This is a genomic window from Psychromonas sp. (genome assembly GCF_047632995.1).
Taxonomy (GTDB): Bacteria; Pseudomonadota; Gammaproteobacteria; order Enterobacterales; family Psychromonadaceae; genus Psychromonas.
Genome location: NZ_JBLIEK010000022.1, coordinates 12,887 through 30,052, shown reverse-complemented (window position 1 = coordinate 30,052; position 17,166 = coordinate 12,887). Strand labels below are relative to the sequence as shown.

12 protein-coding genes are annotated in these 17,166 nt (G+C 41.7%); 7 read left to right on the top strand and 5 right to left on the bottom strand.

Annotated elements, in window-relative coordinates; all coding sequences use genetic code 11:
* Positions 1 to 57 precede the first annotated feature (57 nt).
* The 4 genes from ACJAT7_RS05955 to fabB all read right to left on the bottom strand — a co-directional run bounded on the left by ACJAT7_RS05955 (position 58) and on the right by fabB (position 5,894).
* Positions 58 to 2,223 carry a FimV/HubP family polar landmark protein gene (locus ACJAT7_RS05955; RefSeq protein ID WP_415225890.1) on the bottom strand — a complete coding sequence of 722 codons (2,166 nt, stop codon included), beginning with the start codon at positions 2,221 to 2,223 and terminating at the stop codon, positions 58 to 60.
* Between the two features lie 153 nt (positions 2,224 to 2,376).
* On the bottom strand, positions 2,377 to 3,453 hold the full coding sequence (locus tag ACJAT7_RS05950) for an aspartate-semialdehyde dehydrogenase (RefSeq protein WP_415225889.1): 1,077 nt from the start codon (positions 3,451 to 3,453) through the stop codon (positions 2,377 to 2,379).
* A complete protein-coding gene (locus ACJAT7_RS05945; protein ID WP_415225888.1) occupies positions 3,443 to 4,594 on the bottom strand; it encodes a 4-phosphoerythronate dehydrogenase in 1,152 nt (383 codons plus the stop codon). The genes ACJAT7_RS05950 and ACJAT7_RS05945 overlap by 11 nt, the downstream gene beginning before the upstream one ends.
* A gap of 85 nt (positions 4,595 to 4,679) precedes the next feature.
* Positions 4,680 to 5,894: a beta-ketoacyl-ACP synthase I gene (gene fabB / locus ACJAT7_RS05940; RefSeq protein WP_415225887.1), complete on the bottom strand. Its 1,215-nt coding sequence runs from the start codon at positions 5,892 to 5,894 to the stop codon at positions 4,680 to 4,682.
* 121 nt (positions 5,895 to 6,015) lie between these two features.
* Between fabB and mnmC the strand changes: the two genes are divergently transcribed.
* The 5 genes from mnmC to oleD all read left to right on the top strand — a co-directional run bounded on the left by mnmC (position 6,016) and on the right by oleD (position 12,970).
* The gene (gene mnmC, locus ACJAT7_RS05935) at positions 6,016 to 8,037 is read left to right on the top strand and encodes a bifunctional tRNA (5-methylaminomethyl-2-thiouridine)(34)-methyltransferase MnmD/FAD-dependent 5-carboxymethylaminomethyl-2-thiouridine(34) oxidoreductase MnmC (protein WP_415225886.1); all 2,022 of its coding nucleotides are present in this window, start codon (positions 6,016 to 6,018) and stop codon (positions 8,035 to 8,037) included.
* 162 nt (positions 8,038 to 8,199) lie between these two features.
* On the top strand, positions 8,200 to 9,249 hold the full coding sequence (locus ACJAT7_RS05930) for a 3-oxoacyl-ACP synthase III (protein ID WP_415225885.1): 1,050 nt from the start codon (positions 8,200 to 8,202) through the stop codon (positions 9,247 to 9,249).
* Between the two features lies 1 nt (position 9,250).
* Positions 9,251 to 10,132 (top strand): alpha/beta fold hydrolase, encoded by an 882-nt coding sequence (locus ACJAT7_RS05925; protein ID WP_415225884.1) that lies wholly within the window; start codon positions 9,251 to 9,253, stop codon positions 10,130 to 10,132.
* Between the two features lie 79 nt (positions 10,133 to 10,211).
* Positions 10,212 to 11,873 carry an olefin beta-lactone synthetase gene (gene oleC, locus ACJAT7_RS05920; RefSeq protein ID WP_415225883.1) on the top strand — a complete coding sequence of 554 codons (1,662 nt, stop codon included), beginning with the start codon at positions 10,212 to 10,214 and terminating at the stop codon, positions 11,871 to 11,873.
* Between the two features lie 29 nt (positions 11,874 to 11,902).
* A complete protein-coding gene (gene oleD, locus ACJAT7_RS05915) occupies positions 11,903 to 12,970 on the top strand; it encodes a 2-alkyl-3-oxoalkanoate reductase (RefSeq protein ID WP_415225882.1) in 1,068 nt (355 codons plus the stop codon).
* An 8-nt stretch (positions 12,971 to 12,978) separates the two neighbouring features.
* Here the strand turns inward: oleD and ACJAT7_RS05910 are convergent, their stop codons facing one another.
* The gene (locus ACJAT7_RS05910; RefSeq protein WP_415225881.1) at positions 12,979 to 13,491 is read right to left on the bottom strand and encodes a M48 family metallopeptidase; all 513 of its coding nucleotides are present in this window, start codon (positions 13,489 to 13,491) and stop codon (positions 12,979 to 12,981) included.
* A 187-nt stretch (positions 13,492 to 13,678) separates the two neighbouring features.
* Here ACJAT7_RS05910 and ACJAT7_RS05905 point away from each other — a divergent pair, with 187 nt between their 5' ends.
* Both ACJAT7_RS05905 and ACJAT7_RS05900 read left to right on the top strand, forming a co-directional pair.
* Positions 13,679 to 15,277: a protein adenylyltransferase SelO gene (locus ACJAT7_RS05905; RefSeq protein WP_415225880.1), complete on the top strand. Its 1,599-nt coding sequence runs from the start codon at positions 13,679 to 13,681 to the stop codon at positions 15,275 to 15,277.
* Positions 15,278 to 15,488: 211 nt separating this feature from the next.
* Positions 15,489 to 17,162, top strand: coding sequence for a DUF342 domain-containing protein (locus ACJAT7_RS05900; RefSeq protein WP_415225879.1), 1,674 nt, complete (start codon positions 15,489 to 15,491; stop codon positions 17,160 to 17,162).
* The last annotated feature ends 4 nt before the right edge of the window (positions 17,163 to 17,166 follow it).

Here is a 17,166-nt window from a genome sequence, read left to right as displayed (position 1 = left end):
AAAAACCAGCAATGCTGGTTTTTTTTCAGAAAAATCTTCAAACAGAAGCCGTGTAAATTACTGCAGTCGAGCCAATAATTTATCAATCTCAGTTCGTTGAGCGCCATTACTAAGATCAACCAGCGACAATAATATCTCTTTTGCCCCCTCTTTATCATCAATTTCCAGATATGCCCGAGCCAAATCTAACTGAGTACCAATGCCATTTTCGTCGTCATCGATATCAACGCTCCCCTCTGAATTAATCACATCTGGGAAATCATCTAAATCTAAATCAAAATCCATTTCCGAATAAGGTTCGCTTTTGCCATGTTCGTCATTATTTTCCAATAACGTTTCGATAGAGATAAAGTCATCTTTTTGTTTAGAATCAACTTTAGGAAGCGGCACATCAGCATTAAATGCAACATCGCTTAATTGCTGAGCTAAGAGATCCGGCTTTTCCTCCTTCGCTGTTTCTTCGACAGCGGGTTCTGCAGTTAAATCATCTAATGCGGACGCATCAAATTCGAGACTTTCGTCTAATTCAAGCACGTCCGATTGCGCATTATCTGCTTCAGTTGAATCAACCTCTACTGAGTCATCTGTATCTGCAATTTCAAGCTCTAAGTCGCTTATCTGATCAATATCAGCAACTTCACTTTCCGATAAATCTAATTCATTCTCTTCTGTTGCTAAATCAGTTTGTAATTCATCGGCAGCAGAAAGATCAGTTTCCAGTACCGTTTCATTTGCTACACTGTCGAGCGGGTCTATCTCTTCTGATGTTGCAGTTAAATCTGCTTCGGATTTATCTTTATCCGCAACATCATTTGTCTTTCCCTCTGCGTCATTTGCTAGCTGAGCCTCCCATTCTGCGGCTAAATCTAAATCGGCCTGCTCCGCTGTGGAAACAACTTGCGAATTATCTACTTTCGGATTGGAAGCAGAATCGTCTTCATCAAGCTGCGCACCGACAGCAAAAGGATCATCTTCACTGTTCGCGTTTTCTGAATCATTTGATTTGACACTTGAAATAAGATCTTCTTGGTCTGTTAATGCCTCAATACCAAACGGATCATCTTCACTGGTTTCATCTTCATCCGCTTCAGTTAAATCCACCACATCAAATGCGTCATCTTCTGATTCAGTTAAATCAATACTTTCTATTTCATCTTCATCTTCATCTTCATCTATATTAACGGCTTCCTCTTGATGAGCGTCCGTCTTCTTCTCTTGCGTGTCTAAATCATCACTGAAGTCCAGCTCTTCCTCTGCTTCATCCGAAACGTTATCAGTTAATAAAGTGTCAAACTGACCCGTTTGCTCCATCAATATTGCCGTTGATTCTGCAAGCTCTTTCTCTTGCTCTGCATATAAACGTTTAGATCTGACTCGCACTATCACCACAAAAACGGCCATCAATACTAAAATGGGAGAGATAATAGTAATTAACAAATTGGTAAGGGATGACGTGATTGAGCGTAATATTTCATTTACCCATCCATCCCCGCTAAATGGCCGTGCTTCTACCGCATCGAGCTGCGCGCGATAGTCATCAATGATCGTTTGCAGTTTTGTATTGATGATTAGTTCACTGTCGATTTGCTCTTTTACCGCAGATAATTCCTCTTGCAGTGGTTGTAATTTAAGTTTTAAACTCTGATTGGTTTCTGTAGAAACTAATAATTGTTCTTTAACTGCGTTCAACTCACTTTGCAATGCATCCGATATTTTTTCAGCTGCAACTAATTCTTTTTTATCCGCTAATTCTGCTGCTTTAGGCTGTAATTCTTGTGCTATCGATTCTGTTAACTGTGCTTCTTCTACTTGCGTTTTTTCAGGCACAACAGGTGTTGGTGCTGGCTTAATAATTTTAGCTTTTTTACGTGGTGAATATTTATTGATTAATGCGATGGCTTCTTTATTTGTTTGCCCTTGAACAAATTCAAAAGTTGGAACTGCAATAACGGATTCAGGAATAAGCTTGTTAATATTTCCATTATGGAAAGCGTAAGGATTTAGTTTGTAAATTGCCACCATGGTTTGCTGGATGCTAACCGAATCATCGGGGCGTAATTTTGTTGAAATTCCCCACAAAGTTTCAACCGAAGTGATCGGGCCATACTGTTCATATGAAAGGGACTGTTCGCCATTAGGCCCTGTTAAATCAATGCTATAACTAATTGATGGTAAAAAAACTAAAGGAGAGCAGCATACAAGAGTAAGCAGGAAGCGCTTCATATTCATTCCTTGTTTAAAGCAAAAAAAATAAGTAATTAACCATTTTATTGATTAATAGTAGATGATAAACCCGCTCACTCAATAGTCGTGAAATAAAAGAAAAAATAAGGCTAGAATTGCGAGCTAGCCCACTAAATCATCATATTAAAACGATTACAGATAAGTGTGAATAAGTCTTTCCGCAACTTGTACCGCATTACTGGCAATGCCAAAATAAACATTATCTGCGCAGATCCATAAGTTGATCCCGCTGGCATCACAAATATCTTTACGTAGGCGTCCAATTTTAACCTCAGCGTGACCTACTACATCGTTAATCATATCCGGGTAATCGCACACAGATTCGGCTAAAGAAAGCCCTTCAGAGTGATGCAGTGAATGTGCAACCTCTTCTAAATCAACAGGATAATGAGTTTGTAAATGAACGGCTTGCGCACAACCATAAAACATAGGTACAACAACCTGAGTGGATGAAACAACCACTGACGGATCGTTTAATAACGAGCGAATCTCATTCACCAAACGTAACTCACCGAAACTTATTCCCTCTTCATTTAGGTCTCCAAGTTGTGGGAAGACGTTAAATGCGGATTGTTGAGGGAATGTTACCGTTTCAACACTTTTCCCATTTAATAGTCGTGCGGTTTCACCCGCAAGCGTTGTTATGCCGGCTTTACCCGCAACTGAAACGGAATGGTAACTGGCAACACTAACACGCACTAACCCCACTTCCAGATGAAGCTGTTTAATGGCCAATGCCAGTTGTGCGCTTTCACTACTTGGGATTGATATTTTATTCGTTTGTGCATAGCGTCCAAGGTTATCTTCATTGACACCTATTTGTACTAATGGCACATTTTCATCGCTTAAAAATGCACCGCTATTATCTATTACAACACAATGCTTGCTGGCGATATCAGCCCATTTTTGGGTTGTTTCGATATCGGTTAAGAAAAAAGCGATGTCAACTTGTTGCCAATCAAAATCATCCAACTCAAGCACATCGATAGGCTTTCCTGCAAACATAACCGTGTTGGTTTGAGACTCAAATTCATTGTCGTCAAAATCTTCTTCCGATTCATCAGCACTAGGCGTAGTGAATAGTTCCGCGCCGGATACTAAAGGAAATAATTTTGCAACAGGAAAGTCTCGTGCCGCTAATACTTCTAAGGTTGCTTCGATAGAGCCGTGTAATTCACCAATCAGGGCGATATTATATTCAGATTTCATCATTTTCCTTGGTATCATTCAGCGCGCAGGTTGAGAAACCTAGCGACGCTAATAATAAATTTTGTTTTACGCTTGAGTGAACTGTTAATGTCGATAATTCACGTCGTTCTTGGTAAGTTTTGCGCATGGTATCAAAACCGTCGGGTTGATCAATCAGTTGTCGAAATAAAGCATCATCTCGACGAACATCAAAAATAAGATGCACTAATGATTTTAATAAAGCTTGATCCAGTCGTTGCGAAATAGAGACTGAATTAACAGCAGGTAAAGGCACAAACTCTTGCAGCCTATGCGTTGCTGTTAGCATCAGTAAACGAGATACCCCATGGTACAACATCTCAGTACCACGTACCTTTCCATCTAAGCTATAGCCTGCAATATGCGGTGTCGCAATGTCAACAAAGGGTAACAGATCTTTATTTATACTGGGCTCATTTTCCCACACATCCAAGACCAATGTGGGCATCATCCCTTGTTGTGCAAGTTTAAGCAAAGCCTGATTATCAATCACTTCACCACGAGAGGCATTCAATAAAATTTGCCTGCTGTGCAGTTGTCTTAAAACAGATTCATCAAACAGATGCACAGTTGCAAATTTCCCCTGCACCGTTTTAGGCACATGCAGGCTTATAATATCCGCTGCCAACACATCCTTAAAAGAGCAGAAATTTCGCTTATCACCCGCTAATTGTAAAGGGGGATCATAGAGCAGGCAGTTAACCCCAAGTGCATTTAAACGATCGAATACGGCGCTGCCTGTATTGCCCGCACCGACAATAGCAACGCTTTTATCGGTTAATTCAAACTGCTGCTTTTCAGCTAAAACCAGCAAGCTACTTAATATATATTCGGCGACAGAGATTTTATTGCAACCCGGTGCACTGCTAAATGCAATACCTCTATTTTTCAGATAGTTTTGATCGATATGATCGGTACCGATCGTTGCAGTACCGACAAATTTTAATGAATTATTTAGCGATAATAATTGTTCATTAACCTGCGTAATGGAACGCACCAGCAGTATATCGGCATCTTCGAGTTGATCAGCCGTCACCGTTCGCCCCGCAAAAAAATGAAGCGTGCCAAGGTCTGCAAAGAATTCTTTTGCATAAGGAATATTTTCATCAATATAAATGTTCATTTTTTTTCCTGAACAACGAAAAAAGGAGCAAAAAGCTCCTTTTAAAATCTAATTGGTAGTAAACAACTACGTGTCTACTACACAACTATGGGTAACGTTTAAATACTAATGTTGCGTTTGTACCACCAAAACCAAAGCTGTTTGACATAACAACATTTAGTTTTGCATCGATCGCTTTATTAGCAACGATTGGCAGATTGACAGCTTTTTCATCAAGTTCTTCAATATTAATTGATGGAGAGATAAAATTATTTTCCATCATCAATAAGCTGTAGATAGCTTCATGAACGCCAGCTGCACCCAGTGCGTGACCTGTTTGAGATTTAGTGGCACTTATTTTCGGCGCTTTACCGGCAAATACTTCATTAATTGCTTCTAATTCTTTCGCGTCGCCTACTTGTGTAGAAGTACCGTGTGTATTCAGGTAATCAACTTCACCATCAACTGTTGCTAATGCCTGGCGCATACAACGCACCGCACCTTCACCCGATGGCGCAACCATGTCGTACCCGTCAGATGTCGCGCCGTAACCTACTATTTCAGCATAGATTTTTGCGCCGCGCGCTAATGCATGTTCAAGTTCTTCAACAACAACAATACCGCCACCGCCGGAGATAACAAAACCGTCTCGGTTTGCATCGTAGGTACGAGAAGCGCTTGAAGGTGTCTCATTATATTTACTTGAAAGTGCGCCCATCGCGTCAAATTCACACGCCATGGTCCAATCTAACTCTTCACCGCCACCAGCAAAAACGATATCCTGCTTGCCAAGTTGAATTTGCTCAAGCGCGTTGCCGATACAATGCGAGCTTGTCGCACAAGCACTGCTCATTGAGTAGTTAATCCCTTTGATTTTAAAGGGCGTCGCAACACATGCAGATGTTGTGCTGGCCATAGTACGCGGCACCATATAGGGACCAACACGGCGCACGCCTTTCTCTTTCATGATTTGGCAAGCTTCCACTTGGTTTTTAGAAGAGCCGCCGCCAGAGCCGGTCACTAAACCAGTTCTTTCGTTAGAGACCATCTCTTCGGGAAGGTTAGCATCCGCAATCGCTTGTTGCATAGAAAGGTAGGTATAAGCAGCAGCATCGCCCATAAAGCGCATTATTTTACGATCAATATGCTCTTTCGGCTCAATTTTTAAGTCTCCCCAAACTTGGCTGCGCATTTTCATCTCGGCAAATTGTTCGGAGAATGTGATGCCAGATTGTCCACTTTTAAGTGACGCTAATACTTCATCTTTATTGTTACCAATACTAGAAACAATACCAATACCTGTAATTACTGCTCTTTTCATTATTAAGCCTTTATTGCTTGAGGGACTAATTATATGATGATCGAAATGTGGCCATTGGTTATAAATTCAAGGCACACCGAATTAAAACTAAAATATAATCGCACAGAATAGGAAATATATCTTGTCTGAAGGAAAAATCAAATTAATTAAGCATGCCCAAATAAACTGGTCTGATCAGTGTGAACCCTTTTCCGCACAATTTGAAGATGTCTATTTTAATACTGAGCAGGGATTAAATGAATCTTTATATGTTTTTATACAGGGCAATAACTTGTCAGAGCGCTGGTTAAACTGCAAAGCGCCGCTGTTTTGTATTGCCGAAACAGGTTTCGGCACCGGTTTGAATTTTTTAGTGACTTGCCTGCAGTTTCAACAATTCCAACAGTCACACACGAGTGCCCCTCTGCGCCGATTGCATTTTAGCAGTTTCGAAAAATTCCCCTTAAGTATTGAAGATTTACAATGTGCGCTTAATCGCTGGCCGTTATTGGACGATTTTATTAAGCCATTAATAGCGCAATATCCACTGGCGTTAACAGGCTGCCACCGTATTACGCTGGATAAATTTAATATCACTCTGGATCTCTGGTTCGGAGATGTAAAAGAGACGCTTCCTTCGCTTTATAATTATAGCGAAGGCCTATTTGACTGCTGGTACTTAGATGGTTTTTCGCCAAGCAAAAATCCAGAGATGTGGAGTGAACAGCTATTTAAAGAGATAGCCAAAACCTGTAAAGCGGATGCCACCATTGCCACCTTTAGTGCGGCAGGCTTTGTACGCAGAGGGTTAATGAGTGCCGGGTTTACTATCCAAAAACGTAACGGTTACGGCAAAAAACGAGAAATGCTGGTCGGTCAATTATCTGGCCCCCCATTCCCCTATTTAACAGAAAAACAGGGTCCAGATTACCGCGCAAGCGCTACAAGCCTAGAGGGTAATGTCGCTATTATTGGTGGCGGTATTGCCAGCGCTTGTCTGGCCACTGCATTAATCAAACGCGGTTATAATGTCACGCTATATTGCAAAGACGCATCACTCTCGGCCGGCGCGTCCGCTAATGAACAAGGCGCGTTATACCCACTATTGAATGGTGAACATGACGCACTCAGTCAGTTATTTGCCAATGCATTTTTATTTACGCGAAATTATGTAGAGCAGATAGCGGAGTCTCATCCTTTCGCTTTTGACTTCTCCGGCTTATTGCAGCTCTATTACGATCCTATCTCGGCAGCAAAATTAGACAGGATAATAGCCGCACAATTTCCCAAGCGTTTAGTCACTCATAAATCAAGCGAGCAGAGCAACACGATTGCAGATATAGATATTGGTCAGCAATCCTTATATTATCCACTTGCAGGCTGGTTAAGCCCCAAACAGATGGTTAACGCTGTTTTTGATAAAGCCCTGCAGTCGGGCAAATTAACTCTTCTTTTTAATCACAAATTACAATCCTTTACTGATACGCAGCAAGGCTGGAAGTTGAATTTTGCAAAGCACAGCGTTGAGCACCCGCTTTTAGTGTTAGCCAGCGGCTTTGATACCTTAGCATTCAGACAATGTGCAGCCATTCCGTTATCAGCTGCCAGGGGCCAAGTGACACACGTCAGCAGCACTAAACAGCTCAGTCCATTAAAAGTACCAATCTGTCATGAAGGTTATTTAACACCTGCTTATAATCAAAATCATTGCATGGGCGCTACGTTTAAGCGCCATGTGACAGAGCAAGCGTTTTCACAACAGGAACAGACTGAGAATAAACAAAAATTGGCAAAATGTATTCCCGGTAAAAATTGGGTTGAACAGATCGATATCTCCCACCAGAAAGCGACTGTCGGCATTCGCTGCACCAGCCGCGATCACTTCCCTTATGTGGGGGCAATACCAGACTATGCGGCAACAAAAGCCTTTTATCACAATGCGCAAAAATCATTCAATGGAGACAACGCCCCTTTTCACAACAACTTGTATATGTTGACCGGATTGGGATCGCGTGGATTGTGCTCTGCGCCATTACTCGCGGAAATGTTAGCGGCACAGATCTGCCATGAGCCCCTGCCCATGAGTAAAGTGATATTAAAATCGCTGCAGGGAAACAGGCAATGGGTAAATTACCTGAAGAAAGGTAAACCATTGAAATTTTAAAAAATACGATGCGTGAGTAGTGTAAATCGAGGGAAAGCTATGATTCTTTACTGATAGCTCTTTGTTAAAATTGAGAATTGCGTTAATCTACGCCCTCGATTTAAGGCTACGCCTAACATTTGATCTTTTAATAGTGAAACCGATGAGAAATAAAACTGTTTAATGAAATATTCCCGCGTTTATATCAATAGCCTGGCTTATGAACTGGCACCAGATACCATTTCAAGCTCTGAATTAGAATCGCGCCTTGCGCCTTTATATCAAAAACTTCGTATTCCAATGGGGCAACTCGCTGCTTTAACGGGGATTCAAGAGCGACGTTGGTGGCCATCCGATCATCGTTTATCAGATGGAGCCATTGCAGCGGCTAAAAAAACCATCGATGAAACTGCCATTAATATCAATGATATTGGCGCTGTTGTTTATACCGGTGTTTGCCGGGATCAGCACGAGCCAGCAACAGCTTGCCGTATTGCTGCCGAATTAGGTGTCAATAAAAATACCGCAATATACGATATCAGCAATGCCTGTTTAGGCGTTTTATCAGGCATATTAGATATTGCCAATCGTATCGAGCTTGGGCAGATCAAAGCGGGTTTAGTCGTTTCTTGTGAATCAGCCCGCCATATTGTTGATATCACTATCGACAATATGCTGGAAAATCCAACGATTCAGAATTTTTCACAGTCTTTGGCAACCTTGACGGGTGGCTCAGGTGCGGTTGCGGTTTTATTAACTGATGGCAGCTTACCCCTAAAAAATTCATGCCAGCATAAATTATTAGGGGCAAGTCACCTCTCAGCCCCTGAGCATCATGATCTTTGCAAATGGGGATTACAAGAAGTCGGACTGAAACTGCACCGCGAGTTTATGCGTACCAACGCAGTGCCGTTACTTAAAGAGGGTGTCGCATTAGCCAATGACACTTGGAAACATTTTTTGAATCAACACAATTGGCGAGTTGAGCAGGTTGATAAAGTGATCTGCCACCAAGTGGGTTCAGCCAATCAGAAACAGGTGTTGGCGGCATTAAATATCCCTGCCTATAAAGAATTTCCAACTTACCAAAAACTGGGCAATATGGGTACTGTCTCTCTCCCTGTAACTGCAGCGATGGCAGATGAGCAAGGTTTCTTAAAAAAAGGCGACAATGTTAGCTTTTTAGGTATAGGCAGCGGCCTTAACTGCATGATGTTAGGACTTGAGTGGTAACATGAATTTAGATACTTTATTTCCATTTAAACGCAATTATTTAGATCGCAATGGTCAGCAATATCATTATCTTAATGAAGGCAGTGGTGAGCCCGTCGTAATGGTTCATGGTAATCCAAGCTGGTCTTTTTATTACCGCAATTTAGTGCGGGCACTGAGTAAAAATTACCAGTGTATTGTGCCTGATCATATCGGCTGCGGATTATCTGATAAACCCGGCGATAAAGAGTATGAGTACACCCTTAAAAACCGTATTGATGATTTAGAGGCGTTACTCGAATCACTGCAGATCACAGAAAATATCACCTTGGTTGTACACGATTGGGGCGGCATGATTGGTATGGGCTACGCAGCGCGCTACCCGGAACGCATCAAACGGTTAGTCATTTTAAATACCGGGGCTTTTCATCTTCCTAAAGCCAAATCTTTTCCAATAGCGTTATGGATCTGCCGTAATACACTGCTGGGCACCCTATTAGTGCGCGGTTTTAATGCATTCTCTTCCATTGCATCTTATATTGGTGTTAAACGCAAAGCGATGGCTAAAGATATTCGCGCTGCCTATGTGATGCCCTTTAACTCTTGGAAAAATCGCATCTCCACATTACGTTTTGTGCAGGACATCCCCTTATTTACCAGTGATAAAAACTATCAATTAGTTTCTGATATTGACAAAAGTTTGATACACTTCCAACAAGTACCGACAATTATCTGCTGGGGCCTAAAAGACTTTATTTTTGATAAACATTTCTTAGATCTTTGGAAAGAAAAAATGCCGCATGCAGGCGTTAATGTTTTTACTGATTGCGGACATTATATTCTTGAAGATGCAAGCGATGAGGTTATTCTTCTAATTGAAACATTTATGGCCGATAATCCATAAATTAAAAATCTATGTCGCCATTGATTCCTAATGGCGATAATATCAACTAAACCATTTAACATTAGATACTCATACTCTTATGCAAAACAGTGAACAAGCCAATCTTTGCCGGCATCTTGTCGATGCCGCAGATAAAAACCCCAACGCACTTGCAGTTGCTGTACAAAAGAAAAGATTCAATAAACTGACTTACCAAGAAATTGATTTTCATTCTCTTAACCAACGCAGTGACCAGATAGCTTTTGCGCTTAATCAATATGGTTTAAAAAGTGGTGACAAAGCAGTTTTGATGGTGACCCCCAGCATCGATTTTTTCGCCATCACCTTTGCCCTTTTTAAAGCGGGAATTATTCCTATTCTGGTCGATCCTGGCATGGGTATTAAAAATCTTAAACAGTGTTTCAATGAAGCGCAGCCTAATATATTTATCGGCATCCCTAAAGCGCATATTGCCAGACGCCTATTTGGCTGGGGAAAAGTGAGCATAAAGCATAATATTACGGTTGCAGGAACAAGTTTATGGGGGCACAGTTTAAATTCGTTATTAAAACAATATAAAACCGATCTACCTTACCCTATGGTCAAACTCGCGGCGCAGCAGATGGCGGCCATTCTTTTCACTAGTGGCAGTACTGGTGCCCCTAAAGGTGTTGTTTACAGTCATGCAATGTTTGAATCACAAATAAATGTGTTAAAGCATGATTATGCAATTGCCAACGGTGAACGCGACTTAGCTACCTTTCCGCTATTTTCACTGTTCGGACCCGCGCTCGGAATGGCATCGATTGTCCCGGATATGGATGCCAGCAAACCTATCACTGCCAATCCCGATAATATATTTTCTGCCATCGAAAAATATCAGTGTTCAAATCTCTTTGCCAACCCCGCATTAATTGAACTGCTCGGGCAAGCAGGAGTATCGCGAAGCCTAAGGTTACCTAGCATCAAACGCGTTATTTCAGCAGGTGCACCCGCTACCCTACCCTCCATTGAACGATTTACTAAGTTACTTAATAAAGAGGTGGAGATAATAAACTCTTATGGTGCGACTGAATCTTTACCGATCAGTAAAATAGGCAGCCAGCAGCTACTCAGGACAGAGGCAATAACAGATACGGGCGGCGGTATTTGTGTCGGGTTGGCGGTTGATGGTATGGAAATTTCAATCATTAAAAACAGTGAAAAAAGCATTACAGAGTGGCACTCTCAGCTTGCTCTTCCCGCCTATGAGATTGGCGAGATTGTTGTTAAAGGTCCGCAAGTAAGCCGCAGCTACTACCGCAGAGAGCAGGCAAATATTGCCAGTAAAATAAAGGATGGTGAGACAGTACGCCACCGCATGGGTGATCTGGGTTATATTGATGAGCATGGGAAGTTATGGATGTGCGGACGTAAGTCTCATGCCGTTAATTCAGTCTATCAGGATAAAATAAAAAACTATTTTTCAATCCCCTGCGAGCGCATATTTAATACCCATCCGGAAATTAAACGCACTGCCTTAGTTGCCGTTGAGCACAATCAAAAAACAGTGCCGCTATTATGTATTGAGCTACTCAGCAAACCTTCAACAAGCCCAACTAAACTGTTTAATGAATTAAAATTTATTGCGGGCAGATATCCGCAGACAGCAGGTATCCAGCAGTTTTTGATTCACCCTAGCTTTCCCATGGATATCCGCCACAATGCAAAAATATTCCGCGAAAAATTGGCTGTTTGGGCGCAGCAACAAATCAATAAATAATTGGCCAATAAATATTTGGAGTAGCACCTATGCCGACAACTCAAACAACACCACTCTCACAGTTAGATGAAAAACAGCAAGCTATATTGAAGCAGCTTGCAAATCAAGTGAAGCGTGTGTTTGTCACGGGTGCCGGTGGTTTTTTAGGCAAAGCATTATGTCGTTCTTTACGCGCGGCAAATATTGAGGTGGTCGGTTTTGCACGCTCTGACTACCCGGAGCTTAAACAGATGGGGGTGGTGTTGATTAAGGGTGATATCGCCGATCAACACGCTCTATCAGATGCGATGCTAGGGTGCGATCTGGTTTTCCATGTTGCCTCAAAAGCAGGCGTATGGGGCAGTAAAGAATCCTATTTTCAACCGAACGTTAGCGGCACTGAAAATATTATCCAGATCTGTCAGGCGCTTAATATCCCGCGTTTAGTTTATACCAGTACACCGAGCGTCACCTTCTGCGGCTTGGATGAAAACGGCATTGATGAAACTCAGCCTTATGCGCAACAGTTTTTAAATTTTTACGGCCTCTCTAAAGCGATTGCAGAAAAAAGAGTGCTAGATGCAAATTGTGCTGCGCTGAAAACAGTTGCACTGCGCCCACACCTGATTTGGGGGCCGGGAGATCCGCATTTAGTACCGCGGGTGTTACAACGTGCAGAGGCAGGGAAACTCAAGTTAGTCGGTAAAACAGATAAGCTGGTTGATACCATTTATATCGATAATGCAGTCTACGCACACCTGTTAGCGGCAGTTAAATTAAATGAATCACAACCCGTTTGCGCCGGTAAAGCTTACTTTTTAAGTAACGATCAACCTCTATTAATGGCCGAGATGCTTAACAAAATTCTTGCCTGCAAAGGATTACCCCCTGTTACAAAACGTCTGCCTGCCGCATTAGCCTATAATGTTGGCATGATATTAGAATGGATCTATTTAGGCCTGCGCAAAAAAGAGGAGCCGATGATGACCCGTTTTGTCGCTCGACAACTTTCCACCAGCCATTATTTCAATATTAGCGCCGCAAAGCGCGATCTTGACTATCAGCCCCTTGTGAGCATAGAGCAAGGCATGCTTAAACTACAAGCCTCGTTGCAATAGCGTCTTTGCTAAGCGTTTTTATAAAGAGATCCGTGCAGCTCATTTTCAATAAGAAATAAGCGCGTATCCAGCTCTAGCTGCTGGTAATCAGGGAGCATATGCGCGCACAATTGATAGAACGCCCGATTGTGATCCTTCTCTTTAAGGTGGGCCAGCTCATGCACCACAATCATATCTAACATCGCCTGCGGCGCATCTTTAAACAAACTTGCAATACGGATTTCCTGTTTCGCTTTTAACTTGCCCCCCTGTACACGTGATATGTAGGTATGTGTACCTAACGCATGTTTTACCAGTTGCAACTTAGCGTCGTAACTGACTTTACTAATGGGTGATGACTTTTTTAAAAAGCGTTTTTTATACTCCAGCACATACTCATAAAGCGCTTTTTCAGTGCTGATTGCATGCTTGCTTGGGTATCTGCTTAGCAGATAACCAGAGAGTTTATTTTGCTCAATTAACGACTTAACTTGGTCCACTATATTGGCAGGATAATGGTTAACATACTGAAGCACTTTCATTGGTTTTAAACTTAAATTAATAATAATTGCGGCTATTATAACATCCGTTTTAAGTAACACTCATCTTTAGCCTGCAACAGAAATTAAACAGCACTAAGCAAGGACCACAAATGCAAAGCACACTAATCTATGCAATACCCTAGTAAATTAGTATACTATTAATATCTGCTTCCAATAAAGTAACCGAATGCCTATGAACAGCCTCTCTTTTAACAACCGCTTAATTAATAATTTACCCGCAGATCCACAAACGGATAATTATTGCCGCAGTGTCGAAAACGCCGCCTATTCTTTTGTCTCAACCGCTAAAACGGCAGCACCCAAATTAATTGCAGTGACAGATGATTTAGCCACGCAATTAGGTTTCTCAAACAAAGCCATTCGCTCACCTGAGTTTTCGCAAGTTATGACAGGTAATCGCTTGCTACCGGGCATGAAAAGTTACGCACTTTGCTACGGTGGACACCAGTTTGGTCAGTGGGCGGGACAGCTTGGTGACGGGCGCGCCATTAATCTGGGCGAACTCGTTACCCCGACAGGCAACCAGACTCTACAACTTAAAGGCGCCGGTAAAACGCCCTACTCACGCAATGCAGACGGCATGGCGGTTTTACGCTCATCAATCCGTGAATTTTTATGCTCAGAAGCGATGTTTCATTTAGGCATTCCTACAACACGCGCGTTAAGTTTATGTTTAACAGGTGAGCAAGTGCTGCGCGATAAAATGTATGACGGCCATCCGGCATTTGAACCCTGCGCGATTGTCTGCCGAGTATCCCCTTCATTCCTGCGTTTTGGGAGTTTCCAACTGCCCGCATCGCGAGGCGATGAAAACCTTCTGACACAGTTGCTGCAGCACGCTATCGAAACCGATTTTAGCCATCTACTGACCGCGGATAAGCAGTTCACTACCGAGACCTACCTGGCCTGGTTTAGTGAAGTTTGCGCCCGCAGCAGTGAGATGGTTGTGCACTGGATGCGCGTGGGTTTTGTACATGGTGTTATGAATACCGATAATATGTCTATTCTCGGTGAAACCATCGATTACGGTCCTTACGGCTGGATTGATGACTTTGATTTAAACTGGACACCCAATACAACGGACGAACATGAAAAACGCTATCGCTTTGGCAATCAATCACAAATTACGCAATGGAATCTTTTTCAATTAGCTAACGCAATATTTCCATTGATTGGTGAAGCTGAGCCATTACAGGCCATATTAAGTGATTATGCCGTTAACTATCAAAACAGCTGGTGCACTATGATGGCTGAAAAACTGGGTTTTAAAGCATTTCAGGGGCAGAGTGACTTGCAGATGTTTCACGCTTTGGAACAGCTGTTAAGTGCCGTTGAGACCGATATGACTATTTTTTATCGCTTGCTTGCAAATGTGCCCAATGAACTCGATCTGCAATCACACGATCAGTGGTTAAAGCTCTTTGCTCCTTGCTATTACGATCTGCAAAAGCTTGATAATAAGTATTTAGACGATTTTAGTTTATGGCTAACAGGTTACCTTAAGCGGATCAATGTTGACGGTTTAACGCAGCGCGCGCGCGCGCAAAAAATGAATAGGGTCAATCCTAAATATGTATTGCGTAATTACCTCGCCCAACAAGCGATCGAGCTTGCCGAACAAGGCGATTTTAGTGAGATTTTAAAACTACAGATGATTTTAAAAAATCCTTATCAAGAACAACCGGATCATCAAGATTACGCAAAAAAACGACCTGATTGGGCGCGCAATAAAATCGGCTGTTCTAGGTTATCTTGTAGCTCTTAACGACTATATTATGGTCATACTGATTATTCATTGCAGTTACCAGGCAATGAATGCAAGTGATCTGATAGTCATTTTTACTCAAAAATCATCAAAGAGGCCCGCTGCAAATATTTTATTACAGAAATAAATAGAATAATATATTCTTTATATTAGAATGACTTAAAGCAATTATTCGCCGCAAAAAATTTTTTATAGTAATAAGAAGCATGCCATGAATAACACACTCACACTTTCACCCGCCCAACTGCAGTTATCAAAAGATAAGCAGCAACTACGACTCTTGATTTCAGACGTTGCAGGGGAGGTAAGTAATGCAGACATCATCGCCCTTGTTAAAGACTCAGATTATAACAACTTTAAATTTAGCAAAGCAGGCCTGCAGGAGGCGATTCAACACTATGAAGGGATTAAACGCGGTGTACCCCGTCATACTAAACTGCAATCTGTGATCATTGCCGATCGCCGTGATGCACAATTAATCATTACGTTTGATCCTCAAAAAATCACAGCAAAAGCGCAAATAACGTCTCCTTTTGCGGGAAAAAAAATCACTTATCAACAACTGATGGATGGCATCAATGAGCAACACATTAGCATAGGTATTTCCCACTCAGCGATAAATCAAATTATAGAAAAATCAGCACTTTCAAAACCGGGTACAGCTTATCAAATAATAATCGCTAAAGGCATACAAGCCGTTGATGGCTATGATAGCCAGTTTGAATGTTTACTCGATTCTCCTAAAGAGATATTAAAAACGGCCATAAACCTGGACTATGGCAGTTTTGATATGAACAATATTAGTAAATTAATTTCTGTCCAACCAGGTGAGCAACTGATGCGCCGCATCCCTGCTTGCAATGGTCACGATGGCATTACTGTTACCGGTGAAATAATTGAGCATACACCGGGCAATGAATTTCCTTTCAACGTTGGACATAATACTGCCATTTGTGATTCTGATGAGAATATTCTAATAGCCACCGCAGTAGGTACACCAATAATTTCAAATAGGGGCATGGAAGTCGATCAACTGTTAATGATGGATAGCCTTAATCCGACTTCTGGGTGTGTCAATCATACAGGCAGTCTTATTATTGCCGGTGATATTCGCGGTTGTAAGGAGATAATTGCAACCGGTGATATCACTGTTATCGGCTTTATTGAGTCGTCAAAAGTTCAATGTGGTGGTGATCTGTTTGTCACCAAAGGGATATTAGGCCACCCGGTTAAAGGCGATAAGAGGTTTTCTTCTGAGATAAATTGCAAAGGCTCTCTTTTTGCTAACTTTATTCAGTATGCAACAGTCGATGTTGGTTACGATTTAAATATCAAACACCAGTTATTGCACTGTTATGTGCAGTGCAAAGGTTATATCAATGTTAAAGATGAAGATGGCAAAAAAGGGACGATTTTTGGTGGTGTTTTATCGGCCGAAAAAGGTATTTGTACCGTCACACTTGGCGCACCGGTAGGGATAAAAACAACCATTAATTTGATCGGCGCATATGAAAGCTTTTTGGATAACAAAAAACGTATTAACTTAGAACTAGATTTGAATCAGGAAAAATTACGGACAGTGCTTAGTGCGCAACGTAAACTCACCAATGCGGGTAATTCCGAGAAACTACAATTATTAGATGAACGTTTGACGCTTACTATAAAAGAGATAAAAAACCAGCTAATAGCACTCACGGATGCGCGGGAAAATAACTATATTGCAATACAGGAATACTTCAGTAATACCCATGTTCTAGCATTAAAAGCGTTACATAGTGATGTCACTATTTCAATAGGTGAACATCTTTTCCGTTCATCGCGCAGCTATTGCGCAAGTGACGTTCGCGTTAAAAACGATCTTTTAGTCATTGATCCCTACCAATAATATG